The sequence below is a fragment of the Actinospineispora eucalypti genome, assembly GCF_039543365.1.
In the GTDB taxonomy this organism is placed as follows: domain Bacteria; phylum Actinomycetota; class Actinomycetes; order Mycobacteriales; family Pseudonocardiaceae; genus Pseudonocardia; species Pseudonocardia eucalypti.
Map to the genome: position 1 here is coordinate 102,231 of NZ_BAABJP010000031.1, position 20,947 is coordinate 123,177.

General features: G+C 73.2%; 21 protein-coding genes. 12 read left to right on the plus strand and 9 right to left on the minus strand.

What is annotated here, in order from left to right; translation table 11 throughout:
* Positions 1-40 precede the first annotated feature (40 nt).
* Both ABEB12_RS27705 and ABEB12_RS27710 read right to left on the minus strand, forming a co-directional pair.
* Positions 41-943, minus strand: coding sequence for an EamA family transporter (locus tag ABEB12_RS27705; RefSeq protein WP_185064951.1), 903 nt, complete (start codon positions 941-943; stop codon positions 41-43).
* A 167-nt stretch (positions 944-1,110) separates the two neighbouring features.
* Positions 1,111-3,027 (minus strand): acyl-CoA dehydrogenase family protein, encoded by a 1,917-nt coding sequence (locus ABEB12_RS27710; protein WP_185064950.1) that lies wholly within the window; start codon positions 3,025-3,027, stop codon positions 1,111-1,113.
* A 56-nt stretch (positions 3,028-3,083) separates the two neighbouring features.
* On the opposite strand from ABEB12_RS27710, the gene ABEB12_RS27715 reads away from it, so the two are divergent.
* Genes ABEB12_RS27715 through ABEB12_RS27725 form a run of 3 tightly spaced genes read left to right on the plus strand, consistent with a single transcriptional unit; the run spans position 3,084 to position 6,523 of the window.
* Positions 3,084-4,361: an acetyl-CoA C-acetyltransferase gene (locus ABEB12_RS27715; protein ID WP_185064949.1), complete on the plus strand. Its 1,278-nt coding sequence runs from the start codon at positions 3,084-3,086 to the stop codon at positions 4,359-4,361.
* Positions 4,358-5,662: a 3-oxoacyl-ACP reductase gene (locus ABEB12_RS27720; RefSeq protein ID WP_185064948.1), complete on the plus strand. Its 1,305-nt coding sequence runs from the start codon at positions 4,358-4,360 to the stop codon at positions 5,660-5,662. Before ABEB12_RS27715 ends, ABEB12_RS27720 begins: the two co-directional genes overlap by 4 nt.
* Before the next feature lie 3 nt (positions 5,663-5,665).
* Entirely contained in the window at positions 5,666-6,523 is an 858-nt protein-coding gene (locus ABEB12_RS27725; RefSeq protein WP_185064947.1) for a MaoC/PaaZ C-terminal domain-containing protein, read from the plus strand.
* Here the strand turns inward: ABEB12_RS27725 and ABEB12_RS27730 are convergent.
* The 3 genes from ABEB12_RS27730 to ABEB12_RS27740 are packed head-to-tail and all read right to left on the minus strand — an operon-like array spanning position 6,513 to position 8,953.
* Entirely contained in the window at positions 6,513-8,042 is a 1,530-nt protein-coding gene (locus ABEB12_RS27730) for a CHAD domain-containing protein (RefSeq protein ID WP_185064946.1), read from the minus strand. The genes ABEB12_RS27725 and ABEB12_RS27730 overlap by 11 nt on opposite strands.
* 37 nt (positions 8,043-8,079) lie before the next feature.
* Positions 8,080-8,373, minus strand: a complete 294-nt coding sequence (locus tag ABEB12_RS27735) for a hypothetical protein (RefSeq protein ID WP_185064945.1) — start codon at positions 8,371-8,373, stop codon at positions 8,080-8,082.
* Between the two features lies 1 nt (position 8,374).
* Positions 8,375-8,953: a hypothetical protein gene (locus ABEB12_RS27740; RefSeq protein WP_185064944.1), complete on the minus strand. Its 579-nt coding sequence runs from the start codon at positions 8,951-8,953 to the stop codon at positions 8,375-8,377.
* Between the two features lie 283 nt (positions 8,954-9,236).
* Here ABEB12_RS27740 and ABEB12_RS27745 point away from each other — a divergent pair, with 283 nt between their 5' ends.
* Positions 9,237-9,626, plus strand: a complete 390-nt coding sequence (locus ABEB12_RS27745; protein WP_185064943.1) for a tautomerase family protein — start codon at positions 9,237-9,239, stop codon at positions 9,624-9,626.
* Between the two features lie 27 nt (positions 9,627-9,653).
* On the opposite strand, the gene ABEB12_RS27750 is transcribed toward ABEB12_RS27745, so the two are convergent.
* Positions 9,654-11,171 carry an AMP-binding protein gene (locus ABEB12_RS27750; protein WP_185064942.1) on the minus strand — a complete coding sequence of 506 codons (1,518 nt, stop codon included), beginning with the start codon at positions 11,169-11,171 and terminating at the stop codon, positions 9,654-9,656.
* Positions 11,172-11,283: 112 nt separating this feature from the next.
* Between ABEB12_RS27750 and ABEB12_RS27755 the strand changes: the two genes are divergently transcribed.
* The 4 genes from ABEB12_RS27755 to ABEB12_RS27770 are packed head-to-tail and all read left to right on the plus strand — an operon-like array spanning position 11,284 to position 14,817.
* The gene (locus ABEB12_RS27755) at positions 11,284-12,537 is read left to right on the plus strand and encodes a cytochrome P450 (RefSeq protein WP_185064941.1); all 1,254 of its coding nucleotides are present in this window, start codon (positions 11,284-11,286) and stop codon (positions 12,535-12,537) included.
* Positions 12,530-12,730 (plus strand): ferredoxin, encoded by a 201-nt coding sequence (locus ABEB12_RS27760; protein ID WP_185064940.1) that lies wholly within the window; start codon positions 12,530-12,532, stop codon positions 12,728-12,730. The genes ABEB12_RS27755 and ABEB12_RS27760 overlap by 8 nt, the downstream gene beginning before the upstream one ends.
* Before the next feature lie 12 nt (positions 12,731-12,742).
* Entirely contained in the window at positions 12,743-13,912 is a 1,170-nt protein-coding gene (locus tag ABEB12_RS27765; protein WP_185064939.1) for an SRPBCC family protein, read from the plus strand.
* The gene (locus ABEB12_RS27770; protein ID WP_185064938.1) at positions 13,909-14,817 is read left to right on the plus strand and encodes a hypothetical protein; all 909 of its coding nucleotides are present in this window, start codon (positions 13,909-13,911) and stop codon (positions 14,815-14,817) included. Before ABEB12_RS27765 ends, ABEB12_RS27770 begins: the two co-directional genes overlap by 4 nt.
* Here the strand turns inward: ABEB12_RS27770 and ABEB12_RS27775 are convergent.
* The gene (locus ABEB12_RS27775; protein WP_185064937.1) at positions 14,798-15,469 is read right to left on the minus strand and encodes a methyltransferase domain-containing protein; all 672 of its coding nucleotides are present in this window, start codon (positions 15,467-15,469) and stop codon (positions 14,798-14,800) included. The two genes, ABEB12_RS27770 and ABEB12_RS27775, sit on opposite strands and share 20 nt — an antisense overlap.
* Before the next feature lie 37 nt (positions 15,470-15,506).
* Here ABEB12_RS27775 and ABEB12_RS27780 point away from each other — a divergent pair, with 37 nt between their 5' ends.
* The 4 genes from ABEB12_RS27780 (at position 15,507) to ABEB12_RS27795 (ending at position 18,547) form a co-directional block, all read left to right on the plus strand.
* A complete protein-coding gene (locus ABEB12_RS27780) occupies positions 15,507-15,953 on the plus strand; it encodes a MerR family transcriptional regulator (RefSeq protein ID WP_185064936.1) in 447 nt (148 codons plus the stop codon).
* 109 nt (positions 15,954-16,062) lie between these two features.
* Complete coding sequence (locus ABEB12_RS27785) at positions 16,063-16,509, plus strand: zinc ribbon domain-containing protein (protein ID WP_221498732.1); 447 nt, start codon at positions 16,063-16,065, stop codon at positions 16,507-16,509.
* Complete coding sequence (locus ABEB12_RS27790; protein ID WP_185064935.1) at positions 16,506-17,672, plus strand: thiolase C-terminal domain-containing protein; 1,167 nt, start codon at positions 16,506-16,508, stop codon at positions 17,670-17,672. Before ABEB12_RS27785 ends, ABEB12_RS27790 begins: the two co-directional genes overlap by 4 nt.
* Positions 17,673-17,695: 23 nt before the next feature.
* Positions 17,696-18,547, plus strand: a complete 852-nt coding sequence (locus ABEB12_RS27795; RefSeq protein ID WP_185064934.1) for a mycofactocin-coupled SDR family oxidoreductase — start codon at positions 17,696-17,698, stop codon at positions 18,545-18,547.
* 21 nt (positions 18,548-18,568) lie between these two features.
* On the opposite strand, the gene ABEB12_RS27800 is transcribed toward ABEB12_RS27795, so the two are convergent.
* Both ABEB12_RS27800 and ABEB12_RS27805 read right to left on the minus strand, forming a co-directional pair.
* Positions 18,569-19,423: an NAD(P)H-binding protein gene (locus tag ABEB12_RS27800; RefSeq protein WP_185064933.1), complete on the minus strand. Its 855-nt coding sequence runs from the start codon at positions 19,421-19,423 to the stop codon at positions 18,569-18,571.
* Entirely contained in the window at positions 19,420-20,901 is a 1,482-nt protein-coding gene (locus ABEB12_RS27805) for an MFS transporter (protein WP_185064932.1), read from the minus strand. The genes ABEB12_RS27800 and ABEB12_RS27805 overlap by 4 nt, the downstream gene beginning before the upstream one ends.
* Positions 20,902-20,947 lie beyond the last annotated feature (46 nt).

Genomic DNA, 20,947 nt, shown 5'->3' on the forward strand with positions numbered 1-20,947 from the left:
TATCTTTACCAAGACGCGGGGCGTCAACACCGTCACACGGTCACACCGGCACGGGCGCGGGCGTGCGGGCTCGCAGGCCGACCGCCAGCCCGGCGCCGACCAGGGCAATCCCCGCCCACATCAGCCCGGACGGCGCCGGCGCGCCCAGCAGCCATCCCATCCCGGCGGCGGCCACCGGGGCGACGCCGGTGAACAGGCCGGCCCGCGCCGAGCCGAGGCCCACCACGGCGGAGTACCAGAGCACGAACGCGAGCGCGGTCAGCACCACGGCGAGGTACCCCACCGCCAGCAGGTGCACCGGCCGCAGGGTGAGCACGGCCGACGCGCCCTCGGTGGTGAGACCGAGCGCGCCCAGCAGGACGGCGGCGATCCAGCAGCTGTGCACCGAGACCCCCCACGGGCCGTGCCGGCGCAGCACCGGCTCGGCCAGCAGCGTGAACCCCACCTCGCAGGCCAGCACCACGGCCGCCCAGCCCAGGCCGGCCGCGTCGGTGCGCCCCCCGCCCTGCACGATCATCGCCCCGAGGGTGACGACGACCGCGCCCGCGGTCACGGCCGGGCTGGGCCGGCGCCCGGCCCGGATCGGCCCGGTCACGGCCAGCACGATGGGGACGCAGGCGACCGCCACCCCGAGAACCGCGGGCGCGGCGTGCGCGGAACCCCGCACCAGCGCCACGTTGAACAGCACCAGGCCGGTCGCCGCGACGGCGGCGAGCCAGGCCCACTCCAGGCCGCGCGGGCACACCAGCCGGCGCCGCAGCAGCCGGGCGACGGCCACCAGCAGCGCCGCGGCACAGGTGTAGCGCAGCGCCTGGCTGGTGAACAGCGGGGCGTCACCCAGCAGGCCGGAGACCCCGACGCCACCACCGACGCATCCCATGGCGGCCAACCCGGCGGCGGTGGCCAGGCCACCCGACGGCCGTGGCCTCGCGGAACTGATCATAGGTTCACTGTCGGCCAGGAAAGGTCCGATGAACAGATCCATTCAGACCTTGCCTGACAGGACCATTCCAACCGCGTCGCCCGCCGAACGTTTCCCATCGCGACGGCCGCGCGGGGCAGTCGCGGGGGGGGCTCCGGCCGTCCTCACCCTGCGCCTCGGCTATGAGGTCAGTCGCGGGCGATCGGCGCGTCCAGCCAGGCCTCCGGGATACCGAAACCGTCCACCAGGGTGCGGGCGTGCGGGCGCAGCTGGGCGCACAGCTGGTTGACCATCCCGAGGACCTGCTTGGACTGGGTGGCGGTGAGCCGGCCGTGTTCCAGGTACCAGGCCCGGTCGGCCTCCACCAGGGCCAGCACGTGCAGCGCGCGCACCCGGCCGAGCAGCCCGGCCACGCCGGGATCCGCGCAGGCGTCGACGGTGCGGTCGAAGGCGTCCAGCACGAACCGGTCGACGTGGGCCTTGGCCGCCGTCAGCAGGTGGTCCTGCGCCGCGTTGAACACCGCGAAGGGGTCCGCGTCGGCCTCGCCGGCCCGGCGCAGCCGGCGGGCCAGGCCGGCCAGCAGGTGCTCCTCGCGGTCCTCCAGCAGCGAGCGGTGCCACTCCGGGTCCTCCAAATCCGGGTCGCGCAGCCGCTGGGCCAGCGCGCGGGCCGAGGTGCGCTCGGCCACGGTGTCCGCGATGTTCTCCACCACGAACCGGATCATGCCCAGGGTGTCCAGGTCGCCGACGTGGTCGCGGTAGTTGGTGAGCAGCGCCTTGGCCACCAGCTGAAGGAGCACCGTGTTGTCGCCCTCGAACGTGGTGAACACGTCGGTGTCGGCCTTGAGCTGCACGATCCGGTTCTCGGCCAGGTAGCCGGCGCCGCCGCAGGCCTCCCGGCAGGCCTGGATGGTGCCGGTGGCGTGCCAGGTGCTCACCGCCTTCAGCCCGGCCGCCCGGGTCTCCAGCTCGCGCTGCGCGGTCTCGTCCCCGGTGCCGCCGCTCTGCACCTCGTGCAGCATCTCCACCAGCCGCTGCTGGGCGAAGTGCAGCGCGTAGCTGGTGGCCAGCCGGGGCAGCAGCCGCCGCTGGTGGGCGAGGTAGTCCAGCACCACGGTCTCCTCCTCGGCCCCGGGCGCGGCGAACTGCCTGCGGGTGAGGCCGTAGCGGACGGCGATGGTGAGCGCGACGTGGGCGGCGCTGCTCGCCGCGCCGGCCACGCTCACCCGGCCCCGGACCAGCGTGCCGAGCATGGTGAAGAACCGGCGGGACTCGTTCTCGATCGGGCTGTGGTAGCTGCCGTCGGCGTCCACGTCACCGTACCGGTTGAGCAGGGCCTCGCGCGGCACCCGGACGCGATCGAAGCTCAGCCGGCCGTTGTCCACCCCGTTCAGCCCGGCCTTCACCCCGCAGTCGGAGATCTCCACGCCGGGGCACGGGCGGCCGTCCGCGTCGCGGATCGGCACCACCAGCGCGTGCACGCCGTGCCGGCCGCCCGGCGTGACGAGCTGGGCGAACACCACCGCCACCCGGCCGTCCCGGGCGGCGTTGCCGATGTAGTCCTTGCGGGCGGACGGGGTGGGCGTGTGCACCACGAACTCGCCGCTGTCCGGGTCGTAGGTCGCGGTGGTCTCCAGCGCCTGCACGTTGCTGCCGTGCCCGGTCTCGGTCATCGCGAAGCACCCGGGCAGCCGGTAGTCCATGATCTCGCGCAGGTAGCGGTCGTAGTGCCGCTCGGTGCCGAGAGCCTGCACGGCGCCGCCGAAAAGGCCCCACTGCACGCCCGCCTTGACCATCAGCGAGAGGTCGCCGTAGCCGAGCATCTCGATCGAGGTGACCGAGCCGCCGATGTCGTCCCGGCCGCCGTACCGCTCGACGAAGCCGAGGCTGGCCCGACCGCTCTCCGCGAGCTTCCGCATGTGCTCGCCCACCTTGGCGCGGTGCTCGGCCATGCTCCACTCCGGGTCGGGGTGCATACGGCGCTCCCCCATCCGCGCCCGGACGTCCTCGCGGACGGCCTGCCAGCGGCCGTCCATCACCGCACGCAGGCTTCGCACATCGATCGGGTCGGGCACGGTTGAGAGGGAGCTTTGCGTGGTAGTCATGTCTCCTCCGATGCGGGATCAGCCACCCGAGGGGGTTACCCGGAAAGGCTCGAATCATGAACAACTTGCGCCGGGCGGCGGTCATCGGCGGCAACCGGATCCCGTTCGCCCGGTCCGGAGGGCGCTACGCGCGCGCCTCCAACCAGGACATGCTGACCACCGCGCTGGACGGCTTGGTGGCCCGGTTCGGGCTGCGGGACGAGCGGATCGGCGAGGTGGTGGCGGGTGCGGTGCTCAAGCACAGCCGGGACCGGGACCTCACCCGGGAGTGTGTGCTCGGCAGCCGGCTGTCCCCCGCGACCCCGGCCTACGACGTGCAGCAGGCCTGCGGCACCGGGCTGGAGACGGTCGTGCTGGCCGCGAACAAGATCGCGCTGGGCCAGCTGGACAGCGCGGTGGCCGGCGGGGTGGACACCACCAGCGACGCGCCGGTCGCGCTGAACGACGACCTCCGCCGGGTGCTGCTCGAGCTGAACCAGGCCCGCTCGACGGGCGCGCGGCTGGCCGCGCTGCGCCGGCTGCGGCCCGGGCAGATCGTGCCCGACCTGCCGCGCAACGCCGAGCCGCGCACCGGCCTGTCCATGGGTGAACACGCCGCGATCACCGCCGAACGCTGGCGGATCTCCCGCGAGGCCCAGGACGAGCTGGCGACGGCCAGCCACCGCAACCTGGCCGCCGCGTACGACCGGGGGTTCTTCGACGACCTGGTCACCCCGTACCTCGGGTTGACCAGGGACGCCAACCTCCGCGCGGACTCCTCCGTGGAGTCGCTGGCCAAGCTGCGCCCGGTGTTCGGCGGTTCCGACGGCACCATGACGGCGGGCAACTCGACGCCGCTGTCCGACGGCGCGTCCACGGTGCTGCTGGCCAGCGAGGAATGGGCCGCCCGGCGCCGGCTGCCGGTGCGGGCGTGGCTGGTGGACGCGCAGACCGCGGCCGTGGACTACGTGCACGGCGACGAGGGCCTGTTGATGGCGCCGGCCTATGCGGTGCCGGTGCTGCTCGAGCGCAACGGGCTGACGCTGCGCGACTTCGACTTCTACGAGATCCACGAGGCCTTCGCGTCCACCGTGTTGGCCACGCTGGCGGCCTGGGAGGACAAGGAGTTCTGCACCGAACGGCTGGGGCTGGACGCCGCGTTGGGGCCGATCGACCGGTCCCGGCTGAACGTGACCGGTTCCAGCCTCGCCGCCGGGCACCCGTTCGCGGCCACCGGCGGGCGCATCGTGGCCACGCTGGCCAAGCTGCTGGCCGAGCGCGGCTCCGGCCGGGGGCTGGTCTCCATCTGCGCCGCGGGCGGGCAGGGCGTGGTAGCGATCCTGGAGGCGCCGTGACCGACACCTATGCGCGGCTGGTGAACGGCGGGCCGGGCGCCGCGCTGAGCCGGCGCCTCGGACTGCCCCGGCCCGTGCCGCTGCGCCGCTACACGCCGGGTCAGCCGCTGGTCGACGGCCCGGTACTGGTCGGCGCGGTCGGCAAGCCGCGGTTCGCCGGCCAGGTACGGGAGCTGGTCCCGGAGGCGGACTCCGGGGAGGGCACGCTGGGCGGCGTGGTGCTGGACGCGGCCGGATTGGCGCGGGTGGGTGAGCTGGCCGGCGTGCGGGAGTTCCTCCGGCCGGCGCTGCGCCGGTTGGGCCGGTGCGGCCGGCTGGTCGTGCTGGGCAGCCCGCCGGAGCGGGCCGACTCGGTGGAATCGGCGGCCGCCCGGCAGGCGTTGGACGGGCTGGTCCGGTCGGTGGCCAAGGAGCTGCGTGACGGCGCCACCGCCAACCTGGTGCTCGCCGAGGACGGAGCGGACCTCGGGTCCACGGTGCGGTTCCTGCTGTCCGCCCGATCGGCATACGTGGACGGCCAGGTGATCCGGGTGGCGTCGGCCGAGCGCACGCCCGCGCCGGAGGACCCGCCGCACGCGGGCCGGGTGGTGCTGGTCACCGGGGCCGCACGGGGCATCGGCGCGGCGATCGCCGAGGTCTTCGCCCGGGACGGCGCCACCGTGGTGTGCCTCGACGTGCCCGCCCAGGGCGAGGCGCTCGGCACCACCGCGAACCGGCTGGGCGCGCTCGCCGTGCAGCTGGACATCACCGCACCGGACGCGCCCGCCCGCCTGGTCCGCCACCTGCGGGAACGGCAGGGCGGGGTGGACGTGGTGGTGCACAACGCCGGCGTCACCCGGGACAAGCTGCTGGTGAACATGGACGAAGCCCGCTGGGACACGGTGCTCGCGGTCAACCTGCGGGCCCAGCTGGACCTGAACGAGGCGCTGCTCGCCGGTCCGCTGCGGGACGGCGGGCGGATCGTGTCGGTGGCCTCCACCAGCGGCATCGCCGGCAACCGGGGACAGGCCAACTACGCGGCCAGCAAGGCGGGCGTGATCGGCATGGTGCGCGCGCTGGCCCCGGTGACGGCGAGCCGCTCGATCACGGTCAACGCGGTCGCCCCCGGCTTCATCGAGACCGAGATGACCGGGGCGATGCCGCTGGCCACCCGGGAGGCGGGTCGCCGGATCAACAGCCTGCGGCAGGGCGGGCTGCCGGTGGACGTGGCCGAGACGGTGGCCTGGCTGGCCGAACCGTCCAGTGCCGGCGTGACCGGGCAGGTGGTCCGGGTGTGCGGGCAGAGCATGCTCGGGGCCTGAGCCGTGCGCACCGAACACCTCAGCAGGCCACCCCGGTTGGCCGGCAGCTACGCGGCCGCCCTGCTGCCCCGCCGCTCACGCGGCGAAGCCCCGCCGGACCGGGTGCTCGAGCTGGACAGCGCGCCGACCGACCCGGCCCGGCTGGCCGAGTACTGCCGGCTGTGTGGCTTCGTGCTGGACGGGAACCTGCCCAGCCCGTTCCCGCACCTGCTCGGGTTCCCGCTGCAGGCCCGGCTGATGGCGGCCGGGGACTTCCCGTTCCGCCTTCCCGGCCTGGTCCACCTGCGCCAGCGGATCGAACAGCGCCGGCCGATCGGCGCGGGCGAGGCGCCCTCGGTGGCGGTCCGGGCGGAGCGGCTCCGGGCGCACCGGCGCGGCGCGTGCATCGACCTGGTCACCGAACTGTGGGCGGCCGGTGAGCCGGTGTGGCGGGGCCGGAGCACCTACCTGGCCAAGGGCGCGGCGGCACCGGGCGTGCCCGTCGAACCGGCACCCCCTCCGGAGGTCCCGCCCGGACACCCGGTCGCCCGCTGGCGGGTGGAGGCGGAAACCGCCCGGCGTTACGCCCGGGTCAGCGGCGACATGAACCCGATCCACCTGAACCCGGCCGCCGCCCGGCTGTTCGGGTTCCCGGGCACGATCGCCCACGGCATGTGGGCGGCCGCCCGCTGCGCCGGCACGGTGGCCGGCCGGCTGCCGCCCGCGCACGCCCTCGACGTGACGTTCCGCAAACCGGTACGGCTGCCCGGAACGGTCGAGTTGGCCAGTGCCCACGACGCGGACGAGTGGCGGCTCGCGCTCCGCATGGCCGGCTCCGACCAGGCCAGCGTGGTGGCCACCGCGCGCCCGTTCAGGACTTGAGCCACTTCAGCCGCTTGCGCCGGTTCAGTTTCCGCCACGCGGCGGGGAGGTCACGCTCCGCCTGCTCGGCCCGGCGGGTCTCCAGGCCGTGCATCACCCCATGGGTGAAGCCGTTGCCGCCCTCGCTGTGCGCCTGCCCGGCCAGCTCGCGGATCACCGGCCGGGCCACCACCGCGTCCTGGTGGTCACCGAGCAGGCTGTGCACCCCTTTGAGCAGCTTGCGCAGTCGCTTGGCCGGCTTGCCCACGCTCGGCGCGGCCACCTCGACCGCGTACCGCATCCGCTTCGCCGCCTTGCGGGTCTCGTGCAGCCCCCGGTCGCGCTCCTCGCCGGAGGCCCGGTCCGCCGCGTCCATCCGCTTCGCGGTGCGGCGCCACGCCCTCGCCGCGCTCTTCGGCAGCTCGCGCTTCGCCGGCCGCTTGGCCCTGCCGGTCAGCGGCGGGTCGGCCAGCAGGCGGTCGATCGCGTCGTGCAGGGCCAGGTACCGGTCGCTGTCCAGCGCCGCGATCGCCCGCTCGCGGCCCAGCGCCCGCCGGCGCTGCAGCTGCCGGGTGGTGTGCGCCGCCACCGGTCCCATGACCAGCTCGGCGGGCAACGCGTCGATCATCTCCGCCAGGCGTTCCTCGATGACCTCGCTGTCCCGGGCGTCGCCGAGCTCGTTGCCCAGCCAGCGCAGCTCGTCCACCAGCGGCTCGGTGGCCGCCCGGTCGAGCACCCGGCGGTAGGCCTGCAGCCCGCTGCGCATCCGGCGCGCGGCCACCCGCATCTGATGCACCGCGTCCGGGGCGTCCTGGCGGACCAGCGGGTCGTACGCGCGCAGCCGTTCGGCCTGCGCGTCCAGGTACTCGAGCACGGCCTCGCCCGCGCTGCCCCGCTTCGTCTTCCGGCGCTTCGTCTCCCTCGGCAGTTGGTCACCGAGCACCCTGGCCAGCTTCGAGGGTGCCGCCGAGCGGTGCGCGCCGTGCCGCAGCAGGTCGCGCTCGATCCGGTCGAGCAGCTCGACCCGGCCGGGCTCGGCCAGTTCCACCTCCAGCTCGCTCCACGACATCGAGCTCGTCGAGGCACCCAGCGTGTGGGCGCGAACCCGGTCCTCGACCAGCTCGGCCACCACCCGGCCGCCCGAGTCGGCGAGCACCCAGCGGCGCCGTTCGGTGTCCAGCTCGGCGACCGGCGCCAGCTCGGCGCCCCGGGTCCGCAGCCGGGTGAGCGAAACCAGCTCGGCCGGCGGCTCGTGCGGGCCACCCCGGCCGAGCGGCAGGCGCAGCTCGTCCCGGCTGTCCCCGCCGGCCGGCAGCTTGAGGTGCCAGCCCTCGTCGTGGCCCCCCTCGCGGCGGCGGAGGGTGACTCCGCCCCGCAGCAGCCGCAGGTCCCCGGTGTCGAAGTACACCGCCGCCAGCCGCTGTTCCTCCGGCCCCGAACCGGCGGAAAGACCGGCCGGTCCAGCCTGTTCCGGCAGGCTGATCGGCCGGTCCGTCTCGTACTTGCGTTCCGTCTCCTTGGTTGTCGTCACTGCGCTCATGTCGCTCTGCTACCCGGCCGGGTGGGGGTCGAACCGGTCAGACGGCCAACAACCGGTCGATCATCCCCCGGTACTGGCCGAGCGCCCGGCGCAGGTCCTCGGTGGACGCGTTGTCGTCCAGGTCCTGCTCCAGCTCGGCGCGCTGCTCGCGGAAGACCCGCTGCAGCTCATCGAGCACCTCGCCGACCAGGCTGTCCGCTCCGTGCACCGCCGTGCGGGGCTCGTCCACGAACCCGGCCTTGAGCTGGTTCCACCGGGACTCGTAGGCCTGGGACCGTCCCGGCTCGAGCAGTGTCGTCTGGTTGTGGTTGGTGGGGTTCGGGTCGGTCATCTCAGCTCCGCTCCGGCTCGGTGGTTGTGGCGTTAGTCCGCTTGTCCTCGAGGAGCACCTGCACCAGCGACCGGTAGGAGGTGGTCGCATCGCGCAGCTGCTCGGTGCTGGCCTCGCCGTTCTCGTTGGCGCGGGCGATCTCGCGGGCCGACCGGTAGCGCTGGGTCAGCTCCGGGTGCTCCACCGAGAGGTCGTCGGCGCGCTGGTCGAAGTCGCGCACCGGGTAGCCGCGGGCGGACATGACCTCGGTCACCAGCTCGTCCGCGTCCCGGACCGCGCGCGCCGGGTTGTCCACGAACTCGCCCTGCACCTGCTGCCAACGGATCTCGTACCGGCCCCGGGCCTCGGGCTCCAACGGCCGCAGCTCGAACTCGCTGTGCCGCTTCTCCCGCTCCCGCAGCTCGGACTCGGCCTTGCCGCGGTCGTCGGCGCGGTCCACCACCCGGTCGTACTCGGGGCCGAAGCGTTCGCGCAGCCGGTCGGTGCGTTTGCCTCGCCATGAATAGAAGGCGCCGGCCGCCAAACCGAGTACGACGACCACGCCAAGAATGATCAGGAGGGTGAGCATCACGTTATTCATGCCGGGTCGCATTCCCTGGGCAATGAACGATAAACGCGCCTCCTCCGATTAGCCGTGAGACGATCGGGTACCAGATCGACGCGGCGCCGAGGCAGGTACCGGAGGGTGTCCGGACACCGTTCGGTACCAGGTTCCGCCGGTTGAGTACCCCAGCCGGCGGAACCGTCCGCCGCCAACCAGCCTTCGTCCAGGCCGAAGGCTGCCTCGCCGATCGGCGAATTGTCCGGGCCGGGCAACGGTGCCACCCTGAACCCGGGGGCGGGCACGAGGAAGGGGCCGACCGTTGCCGGACATCCTGGTCGAGGTGAGAGGCCCGTGGCTGGCGGGCCGGCAGGCCGCATTCCTGCGGGCGGTGCACCGGGCGGTCACCGAGGCCCTCGGAACACCCGAGGACGAACCGCTGGCGCGCCTCATCGAGCACCCGGCGGGCAACTACCTGACGCCGGATGCGGCGGGCGAACGCTTCACCCGGATCGAGATCGCCCTGTTCGCCGGGCGGTCCGTCGAGGCGAAACGCCGGCTGTACCGGGCGATCGTGCGAAACCTGGGCCGGTTCGAGGTGCCGCCGGCCGACGTCAAGATTGTGCTGCTCGAATGCGCGCCGGAGAACGTAGGGCTCCGGGGCGGCCAGGCGGCGTGCGACGTCGACCTCGGCTACTCACTGCGGGTCTGAGAGCCATCCACCTAGTAGAGCCGGTGGTCACCGCACCCTGGGGTGGCGGGTGGTGATGTCGGCGTACTCCGCGCGGATCTCCCGTTTGGAGATCTTGCCGTTGGGCAGGCGGGGCAGCGGCCGGTCCCGCACCACCACGTAGCGCGGCACCTTGTACCCGGCCACCCGGCGGTCGCACTCGGCGACCACGTCCGCCGGTTGCAGCCCGGCCCGTCCGTAGATGACGGCCGCCGGGGTCTCCCCGAACCGGTCGTCCCGGGCCGCGATCACCGCGACCTCCTCGACGCCGTCGATGCGGGCGATCACCGCCTCCAGCTCCACCGGGGAGATGTTGATCCCGCCGGAAATGATCAGGTCCTTGAGCCGGTCGACGAACGTGAGCCGACCATCGGCATCGCGCCGGCCCAGGTCACCGCTGTGCAGCCAGCCGTCCCGGAGCACCTGGGCGGTGCCGTCCGGGTCGTTCCAGTAGCCGGGCGTGACCGAGGGGCCGCGCACCAGGATCTGGCCCGCCTCACCCGGCTCGCACTCGGTGCCGTCCTCCCGCACCACCTTGATCTCGGTGAACACCGAGCCGATGCCGCAGGAGTCGGGGTGCGCGGCGGCCTCGTGGCGTAGCGTGGCGGTGACTGTCCCGCCGCCCTCGACCATGCCGTAGATCTGCCGCAGCGCGACCCCCTTGTCCGCCCAGGCCTCCAGCAACGGACCCGGCACCGCGGCCCCGCCGACCGTGGCCGTGCGCAGGCCGGAAAGGTCGGCGCCGGCGAACTCGGGAGCCTTCGCCATCACCTCGTAGATCAGCGGCACCCCGAAGATGGCCTCGATCCGCTGTTCCTCGAGCTGACGCACCGCCCGCGAGGGGTTCAGGTCGGCCTCCACCACCAGGGTGCCGCCCAGCACCGCGTGCATGTAGAGGCCCCACACCAGTCCCGGGGTGAAGCAGAACGGCAGCAGCAACAGCGTCCGGCCGCCGGGGTGCAGGCCCTCCTCGGTCAGGCTCGCCTCGAAGGCGATGTTGAGCAGCGTCCGGTTGGTCAGGATGACGCCCTTGGACAGGCCGGTGGACCCACTGGTGAACATCACCGCCAGCGTCTCGTCCGGCCCTCGCTCCACCCGGAACGGCTCGGCCGGCCCGTCGCGCAGCGCACCCAGCTCGGTCAGCTCGACCGGCCGGAACACCGCGCCCAGCTCCTCGACCTCCTTGAGGATGGCCTCGAACCCGGCGTCGGCGATCACCACGCCGGCGCCGGCCGACTCCAGCAAGGTGTGCATCTCGGCCGCTACCAGGCGGGGGTTCAGCGGGATGAGAATCGCGCCGGCCTTGATCACGCCGAACGCGGCGGCCGCCCACCCGGCGGTGTTGCCGCCCAGCAGCGCGACCCGGTCGCCGGGCGCCACGCCGTCGTCCACCAGCCGCCGGGCGATGCGGCCGGACCAGTCCCGCAGCTCGCGGTAGGACACCGCGCCGTCGGCGAACACCAGCGCTTCCCGGTCCCCCTGGGTCCGCCCCCACCACTCCAGGGCCGATGCGATCGAGGTCGCCATGTCTCTCCTCGGGTCCACGATTGCCTATAGGCTTTAGGTTACAACCGTTGACTCGCCCAGTCGAGACCATTAGCCTATAACTATTAGGCTCGAGCTGACAGGAGCGGCGAGGATGCCCACCACGGCTGCCGATGTACCGGAGAATCTGGTCGTCGATTTCGACGTGTACGACCCGAGCCACACCATTCCGGTGGACCACATGCAGGAACACGTCGGAGCGCTCGCCCGCCGGGGACCGCTGGTGTGGTCCACCGCCCACGGCGGGCACTGGGTGGTCACCCACTACCGGGAGTGCCACGACGTGCTGCGCCGGCCGGAGCTGTTCTCCAGCTACCCGAACAACCTGGTCAACGCGGCGCAGGGCAAGTTCATCCCGCTGGAGATCGACCCGCCGGACCACACCGCCTACCGTCACGCCCTCCAGCCGCTGTTCAGCCCGTCCCGGATGCGCGCACTGGAAACCGAGATCCGCCGCATCGTGATCGAGCTGATCGAGGGCTTCGCGGCGAGGGGCAAAGCGGAGTACGTCTCCGAGTTCGCCCACGAGCTGCCCGCGCAGGTGTTCCTGGCCCTGATGGGCTGGCCGAGGGAGGACACCGCACTGTTCGCCGAGGCCAGCGACATCGCGCTGAACGGGCGCCCCGGCGACACCCCGGAACAGGCCAACGAGTCCCGCGCCCGGTCGGCGTTCGCCATGTACGAGTACTTCCTGAAGGTGATCAACCAGCGCCGCGCCGCGTTCGAGGCGGGCGAGCAGCCCACCGACATCACCTCCGAGATCATGCGCCAGCGGCTCACCCTGGACGGCGATGAGCGCCCGCTCAGCGACGAGGAGCTGGTGCGCTCCTTCTTCCTGCTGCTCATGGGCGGGATGCACACCGTGCAGGGTTCGCTGGCCTGGGGCGTCATGCACCTGTCCCAGAACCCCGAGCAGCGCAAGCTGCTGCTCGACGACCGGTCCCGGATTCCGGCCGCCGTGGAGGAGATCCTCCGGCTGGAGGCCCAGGTCGCCGCCGGCCGCCGGGCCACCGCCGACGTGGAGATCGGCGGCGTGCGGGTCCAGGAGGGCGACCAGCTGCTGGTCATGCTCTGCTCGGCCAACCGGGACGCCGCCGAGTTCGACGATCCCGACCGGATGCGGGTGGACCGCACCCCGAACCGGCACCTCACCTTCGGCTCCGGCCCGCACCGCTGCCTCGGCTCGCACCTGGGCCGCATCGAGCTGCGGATCGCGTTCGAGGAGCTGCTGGACCGGGTGCCGGACTTCGCCCTCGACCCGGACGACCCGCCGGTGGTGCTGCCCAGCCAGGTCCGGTCGGTGCAGCGCCTGCCGATCGTATTCACCGAAAGGCACGGCCATGGGTAACCATCTGCTGGTGGACCGGAAGGCCTGCGCCGGGCACGGACTCTGCTACAGCGTGGCGCCCGACGTGCTCGACGCCGACGACCAGGGCGACCCGGTCGTCACCGCCGATCCGGTACCCGACGACCGGTTCGACGAAGCCGATGCCGCTGTCGACGCATGCCCGGAGCGGGCATTGTCGTGGGAGCGGGACTAGGAGGGTTGGATCATGACCAGGCCCATTGCCCCGCGCGAGGTCCGGATCAGGCGCGCCCTCGAGCACCTGCGCAACGGCAGCACCGACGAGTTCGAGAGCATCAGCCCGTTCGGCCCCGAGGAGTTCACCAGCCCGGAGATCGCGGCCACCGACCGCGCGATCTTCGCCCGGGTGCCGTCGATCATCGCGCACAGCTCGGAGCTGCCCGAGCCGAACGACTTCATCACCCACCAGATGCCGCGCAACAAGGTGATCGTGGCCCGCCAGGCCGACGGCGGGGTGAAGGCCTTCGTCAACCTCTGCCGCCACCGGGGCGCCCTGCTCGAGGAGCGGGACCGGGGCCGCTGCCGGATCTTCTCCTGTGCCTACCACCGCTGGTCGTACAACACCGACGGCACGCTGCGGGCGATCACCCGAGACCGAACCTTCGGCGACATCGACCGCTCCGCGCAGGGGCTGGTCGAGCTGCCCTGCGAGGAGCGGCACGGGTTCGTCTGGATCGTCGACGAGGCCACGGCGGAGATCGACGTGGCGGCCTGGCTCGGACCGGAGATGGACGAGATCATGGCCGGCTACCACCTCGGTGACCTGGTCTGCGTGCGGGGCGAGGCGTTCGACGAGCCGGTCAACTGGAAGATCATGCAGGACGCGTTCCTGGACGGCTACCACATCCAGTACGCCCACCCGAACACGGCGGGCAAGATCGTCCACACCAACATCATGGCGATGGAGGACTTCGGCCGGCACTGCCGGTTCGTGGCCCCCCGCAAGTCCATCGACCGCTGGCTGGACGAGGACCCGGGTGACCACAGCCTGGCCAAGCACGTGATCGAGACGCACTTCCTGCTGCCCTGCCACACGCTGCTGCGCCAGCCGGACCACTTCCAGCTGCTCACCTTCCGGCCGCACCCGAAGGAGCCCGGCCGCTCGCAGATGGAGATGCGGCTGATGGTCCCGCGACAGCGGGACAGCGGGATGGAGATGGACACCTGGACCAGGCTGTGGGACAAGAACTGGCAGATCCTGCTGGCGGTGCTGCACCAGGAGGACTTCCCTCTGCTGCGGTCCTCGCAGTCGGGCATGGAGAGCGCCAACGCGGGCCCGATGCTGCTGGGCCGCAACGAGATCGCCAACCAGATCTTCCACCGCGAGCTGCGCAAGCTGGTGACCGACAACCAGTGATCCACTACGAGTGGCGCACAGAGGTCACCGGAGCCGAGCGCGAGGAGCTCGACCGCCTGCTCACCGAGTCCGCCGAGCGGGACGCCGAGCCCGGGTTCCCGTCCTTCGCGCTCACCGACCCGGTGCCGCCGGGCTCCCGCTACCTGCTGGTCTGGCTGCTGCCCGACGAGCGGACCGGGCGGACCGAGCCGCCGCCGACGCTGGCCGCCTGCCTGCGCCTAGAACCGGACAGCGCCGAACCGAACGGCGCCGGGGCGGAAGGCGCGGAGGTGCGGATGGTGGTGCACCCGGACCTGCGGGCCCGCGGCATCTCCACGCTGCTGGGCGAACAGCTCGGCACGGACGTCACCGGGCCGGACGGCTGGGTCGGCACCGGGTGCACCCGACTGCGCTGCTGGGCCCGGGGCGACCACCCCGCCGCGCACCGCATGTGGCGGCGGCTGGACAACCCCCGGATCATCCGCGACCGCCGGCGCTGGCGGCTGATCGCCCCGCTGCGCCCGGCCGGGTCCGGGTCACGGATAGGCCAGCCGGGTTCGCCCGGCCCGGGGTTGGACAAGTTGTGGCTGGCCAGCGGCCGCCGCGACCCGGCCCCGGCCGCCGGCCGGGTCCTGGTGACCGGGCCGGCGGACGCACCGCACGGCGCGGCCTGGTTCGACGCCACCGCGGCCGAGCCCACCGAGTTCGGGCCGGCCGGGCTGATCACGGCCGTGCTCGTCGCGCCGGAACACGCCGAGAACGGCACCCGGGCCGGCCTGCTCGACGCGGCGATGGCGGCGATCCGGCGGGACGGTTCCCGGGTCGCGGCCATCACGGTGGACGAGCGGGACCGGGGCCTGGTCACCGACTGCCGGCTGGCCGGGTTCCAGCACGAGCGCACCGACATCAGGTACCACCTGCGCTGAGCTCCGGCGTGACCCCGAGGACGCAGGCCACCGGCGGGTCGATGCCGAGCATCTCGGTCCGGAGTTGCTCGAACCCGGCCTCGGTGAGCAGGTCAGCCAGTTCGCCGGCCGCCGCGGCCGAGGTGGCCGCCGTGGCACCGGGACAGCGGGGCTGGGTCACCAGGGCGATTCGGCCGCCGGGCCGCAGCATTCGGCCCAGCTCGCGTAGCCGGGCCGCCGGGTCGGTCCACATGCCGACCGTGTTGACGGCGAGCGCGGCGTCGAACGGCCCTTCCTCGAACGACAGGCCCTCAACCGGCGCGTGAACCAGCCGAACCCGCCCGGCCCGCACGGCGGCCCGGTTGCGGCGGCGGGCCTGGCTGATCATCACCGCCGAGTGGTCCACGCCGACCACCAGTCCCCGGGCCGCCCGCCCGGCAAGGGCGGCGAGGGCCACGCCCGGGCCGCAGCCGAGCTCGACGACCCGGTCGGCCGGCCGGATGTCGAGCAGCCCCGCCGCCCAGCGGTTGCGGGCCACGTTCGACGAACGCCGGCCCATGATCCAACCGGCCACGTGCCCCACCGCCCCGGTCGGCCGATGGAACTGCGCAATCCCCCCGCGCGGACCCCACCACCGCAGGATCCGGTCCAGCGCCCTCTCCTTGATCTCCATCAACCAAGCACAGCACTTCGAGTACGCTTGAAGTCAAATGGCCGACACCGAGCTGACCCCGGGCCTGCTGTCGATCGGCGAGCTGTCCGAACGCACCGGCGTGCCCACCACCGCACTGCGGTACTACGACGAGCTCGGCCTGGTGCGGCCGACGGCTCGCGCATCGGGACGACGGCGCTATGCCGCGTCGGCGGTCCGGGACGTCGCCGTGATCCTGTTCTTCCGCGAGATCGGGTTCTCGCTGGCCGAGATCGGGCGGTTCATCGCCGGCGAACGGCGGTCCCAGCGGGAGCTGATCGACCGCAAACTGGCCGAGCTGGCCGAGCAGCAGCACCGCATCGAGGTGGCCCGCACCGCACTCGAGCACGGCCGGCGGTGCCCGGCCGGCGAACCCATGAGATGCCCGCGATTCTGGTCGATCATCGAGGGCCAACAGCGCGGCCTCTCCCTGGAAGAAAGCCATGCCCGGGCGCACCGACCGTGATCCTCGGGGGCGCCGAAGTGTCTTGCCTAAAATAATTAGGCGCAGCCTCCTAGCGCCCGCCTACACCTTTTAGGTATTTTGTAGGCGACAACGGCGAGGAGGAGTCCAGGTGCCGGACAACGCCGTCGCGGCGGAGACCACCATCACCGGAGGCATCGGCGCCGACCGGGGGTACTGGGACGGGCTGGCGGCCGGCGAGTTCCGGCTGCCGCGGTGCCCCGACTGCGGCACGTGGCGCTGGCCGGCGCACTTCCGCTGCGGCCACTGCGGCGGCTGGGAGCAGGAGTGGGTCGCGGTGGAGCCGGTCGGCACCGTCTACACCTGGACCCGGTCCTGGTACGCGTTCGACCGCACGAAGGAGCGCGTCGAGGACGTGCCCTACGTGGTGGTGCTCGCCGAGATTCCGGGCGCCGGGAACGCACGGGTGCTGGGCGTGCTGAAGGGATCCGAGGACGGCCTGCGGGTGGGTGCCCCGGTCACCGGGAGCATCGACCCGCCGTCGGGCCGGTCGAAGGGCTACCCGGCGGTGCGGTGGGCGCTGGGAGGAGCGTCGTGAACCACCCGCTGCGCGGCGCGACCGCCGTGGTCGGCATCGGGCAGACCCCGATGTACAAGCGCGGCACCTCGCCCGACCCGGAGATGAAGCTGTGCCTGCGGGCGATCGCGGAGGCCTGCGCGGATGCCGGGCTCTCCACCGCCGACATCGACGGGTTCGTCTCCTACGGCGCGGACAAGAACGACCCGCCGAAGCTGGCGCCCGCCCTGGGCGTCCGCGAGCTGCGGTTCTCCGCGCTGAACTGGACGCACGGCGGCGGCATCCCGGGAGCGTTGGGGCTGGCCGCCGCCGCGATCGTGACCGGTCAGGCCGAGGTGGTCGTGGTCTACCGGGCGATCGCCGAGTCCGCCGGCCAGCGACTGCGGGTGGCGGTGGCCCAGGACGACACGGCGGCCCAGTACCTGGTCAACGGCATCGACGGCCCGGCCCAGATCTGCGCCATGCGCGCCCAACGGCTGATCGAGGCCGGTGGCGTCCCCCGCGAGACGCTGCGCGCGATGGCCCTTGCCTCCTACTTCCACGCGCAGCGCAACCCGCACGCGGTGGCCTTCGACAAACCGCTGGACGTGGCCACCTACGAGGCCTCCCGGTGGATCTCCGAGCCGTTCCACCTGTTCGACTGTTCGCGGGAGAGCGACGCCGCCGTGGCCGTGGTGCTGGTCTCCGCGGAGCGGGCCCGCGACCTGGCCCAGCCGCCGGCGTACCTGCTCTCCGCGCCCACCGGGGCCACCGCGGGCGGCGCGGGCCTCGAGGAGAGCCACACGCCGTACGGCTCGGCGAACTTCGCCGGCGTGGCCCGCCGGTTGTGGGCGGAGTCCGGTTACCGCCCGGAGGACGTGGACGTGGTGCAGGTCTACGAGAACATGACCGGTATGGGCGTGGCCGCCCTCATCGACCACGGCTTCTGCACGCCGGAGACCGCCGGCGAGGTGCTGACCTTCGACAACCTCATCGCCCCCGGGGGCGGCCTGCCGGTGAACACCTCGGGCGGAAACCTGGCCGAGGGCTTCATCCACGGGATGAGCCTGGTCACCGAGGCCGTCCGGCAGATCAGGGGCACCTCCTGCAACCAGGTGCCGGGGGCCGGCCTGTCCCTGATGACCGGCGGCCCGGGCGACCCGCTGGTCAGTTCCGCACTGTTCGCCACCGAAGACCGCCGCTAGAACCAGCAGGAGGATCAACCGTCATGGGTCGACTCGAGGGCAAGGTCGCCTTCATCACCGGCGCCGCCCGGGGCCAGGGCCGCTCGCACGCCATCCGGCTCGCCGAGGAGGGTGCGGCCGTCATCGCGGTGGACATCTGCGAGCAGATCTCCACGGTGTTCTACCCCCTGGCCACCGAGGCCGACCTGGAGGAGACCCAGCGGCTGGTCGAGGACGCCGACGGCCGAATCCTCACCGCCGTCGCCGACGTGCGGGACCGCGCGCGGCTGCAGGCGGCCTACGACGCCGGCGTCGCCGAGTTCGGGCCGGTCGACATCGTGCTGCCCAACGCCGGGATCATGCCGGTCATCGGCGAGGGCGAGCGGGTCCAGGCCTGGCACGACGGGATCGACACGCTGCTCACCGGCGTCTGGCACACCCTCGAGATCACCATCCCCGGCATGATCGAGCGCGGCCGGGGCGGCGCGATCATCATCACCAGCTCCACCGCCGGCCTCAGCGGCATCGGGCTCAACACCCTGCCCGGGCAGGCCGCCTACGTCGCGGCCAAGCACGGCGTCGTCGGGCTCATGCGCCTGTACGCCGGCCAGCTCGCCCAGCACAACATCAGGGTCAACACCGTGCACCCGACCGGCGTGAACACCCCGATGGTGGCCAACGCCGAGTACGGCGCGTTCGTGGAGCGGTTCCCCGAGATCGCCGGCAGCCCGCTCTACCAGAACCCGATGCCCGTCCAGCTCATCGAACCGGTCGACGTCAGCAACGCCATCGTCTACCTCGCCTCGGACGAGGCCCGCTACGTCACCGGCGTGACCTTCCCCGTGGACGCCGGCTACCTCAACCGCGGGCCCGCGCTGACCGACGTCCAGGGGTGACGATCCGCTACCGCCGGCCGGTCACCGGAACTGGTCGAGGTGTGTTCGTGCCCAGTCCGCGAACCTGCCGGGGGGCCGGCCGAGCAGCTCGGCCACGGTGGGCAGCAGCTCGGTGCCCACGTCGGAGCCGAGGGTGCGGGCCACCATCGCGTCGAACACCTCGTCCGTCACCCCGCCTCGCCGCATGCCGGCGCGCACCGTGTCCAGCGGCGGGTCGATGGCGCGCAGCGGCCGGTCCAACAGTTCGGCCAGCACGGACAGTTCCTCGGCCGGGGTGTGCGCCTCCGGGCCGGACAGCTGGTACGCGGCGCCCCGGTGGTCGTCGGTGGTGAGCGCGAGGGCGGCCACGGCAGCGATGTCGGCGGGGTCGATCGAGGCGGCCGGGCGGTGCGCGAACGGGATGGTGATGTCGTCGCCCCGCTGGATCATCGGTGCCCAGTGCAGCGCGTTGGACATGAACCGGCCCGGCCGCAGCAGCGTCCAGTCCATCCCGCTGTCGGTGACCGCGCCCTCGATCCGCCCGCACCACTCGGCGATTACGTCGCCGCCCCCGCCCCCGGTGTAGACGGACAACGCCACCACGTGCCGCACCCCGGCGCGCACCGCCGCTTCCACCAGCCGGGGCAGCTGGGTCGGCCGCCGGCCACCGCCGCCGACGGGCTCGGCGGACATCAGGAATGCCCGCTCGACGCCGTGGAACGCGGCGCACAGGCTGGCCGGGTCGTCGGCGTCGCCCCGGACCACCCGCACGCCGGGCAGCGCGGTGAACGCCTCCGGCCGGCGGGTCATCGCGCGGACCGGCTCGGCGCCGGCGGAGGCGAGCCGGCGGACCAGCTCGGCGCCGACATGCCCGGTGGCTCCGGTGACCAGGATCATGGGTTCCCTCCGGTACTGGTGGTGATCAGAAAGGCGGCCAGCGCCGCGCCGGCGAGCAGCAGCCCGGCGGCGACCGCGGCGGCCGTGGTGTAGCCGTGGACCAGGGCGACCGTCCGGGCGGCCGGGTAGCCGGCGGCGGCCCCGGCGGCCACGGTGTTCAGCAGCGCGAGGCCGACCGACCCGCCCACCTGCTGCGCGGTGTTGACCACGGCGGCCGCGATCCCGGCGTCGGCCCGGTCCACCCGGGCGGTCGCGCTGCTGATCGCCGGGGTGAACACGCACCCGAGGCCCACACCGAGCAGGATCTCGGCGGGCAGGACCAGCGAGGCGTAGCCGCTCTCCGGCGTGAGCCGGGTGAGCAGCCCCATCGCGGCGGCGGCCGCCAGCAGGCCGGGCACGATCAGCGCGCGGGCCGGGCAGCGAGGCAGCAACCGCGCGGCGACGAGCTGCGCGGAGCCGAACACCGCGAGCGACAACGGCAGGAAGGCCAGCCCGGTGCGCACCGGCGAGTAGCCCAGCACCACCTGCAGGTAGTAGCTGAGGAACAGGAACACCCCCAGCATGCCGGCCACCGCGAACGCCACCGCCAGGCACGCGCCAACCCGGGCCCGGTCGGCCAGGAGGCGCGGCGGAAGCAGCGGCCGGGCGGCGCGCGCCTCGCACCAGCCGAACAGAGCGATCAGCGCCAGCCCGGCACCGAGCGGCCCCAGCGTCCAACCGGACGCCCAGCCCTGGCCCGCCGCTCCGGAGCAGCCGGCCACCAGCCCGGCCAGCCCGGCGGTAACCAGCGCGGCGCCCGGCAGATCCAGCCCAGCACCCGGCGGGTCCGAACCGGCACCCGGCCGGTCCAAACCCACGCCAGGCGGGTCCAAACCGGCGCCCGGGCCGCCCGGCGCCATCCGGGGCCGGAAGGGCGGGCCGGACGGCAGGTAGCGGGTGCCGAGGGCGGCCACCACCGCGACCGGGACCGTGACGAACAGGCAGGCCCGCCAACCCAGCTGACCGACCAGCACGCCACCGAGCAGCAGGCCCACCGCTCCCCCGCTGCCCGCGATGGCCCCGAACAGGGCGAACGCCTTCGCCCGGTCGCGCGGCGCGGTGAACGTGACCGACACCAGCGCGAGCGCGCTCGGTGCCAGCAGCGCGGCCGACGCACCCTGCGCGGCTCGGGCCAGCGCCAGCGGGACCAGACCGGTGGCCAGCCCGCCGGCGGCCGACGCCGCCGCGAAGCCGGCCAGCCCGGCCAGGAACGCGCGGGCCTGGCCCAGCCGGTCGGTGAGCCGGCCGCCGAGCAGCAACAGCCCGCCGAAGGCCAGCGTGTACGCGGTGATCACCCACTGCCGGTCGCCGTCGGAGAGGCCCAGCGCGTGCTGCACCGACGGCAGCGCGACGTTCATCACCGTGGCGTCCAGGGCGATCATCAGCTGGGCCAGCGAGACGACCGCGAGCGCCGACCAGCGGTGCGGGTGGGTAGCCATCGACAAAACGTTAGATATCGAATGATTAGGCGTCAATACAATTCGA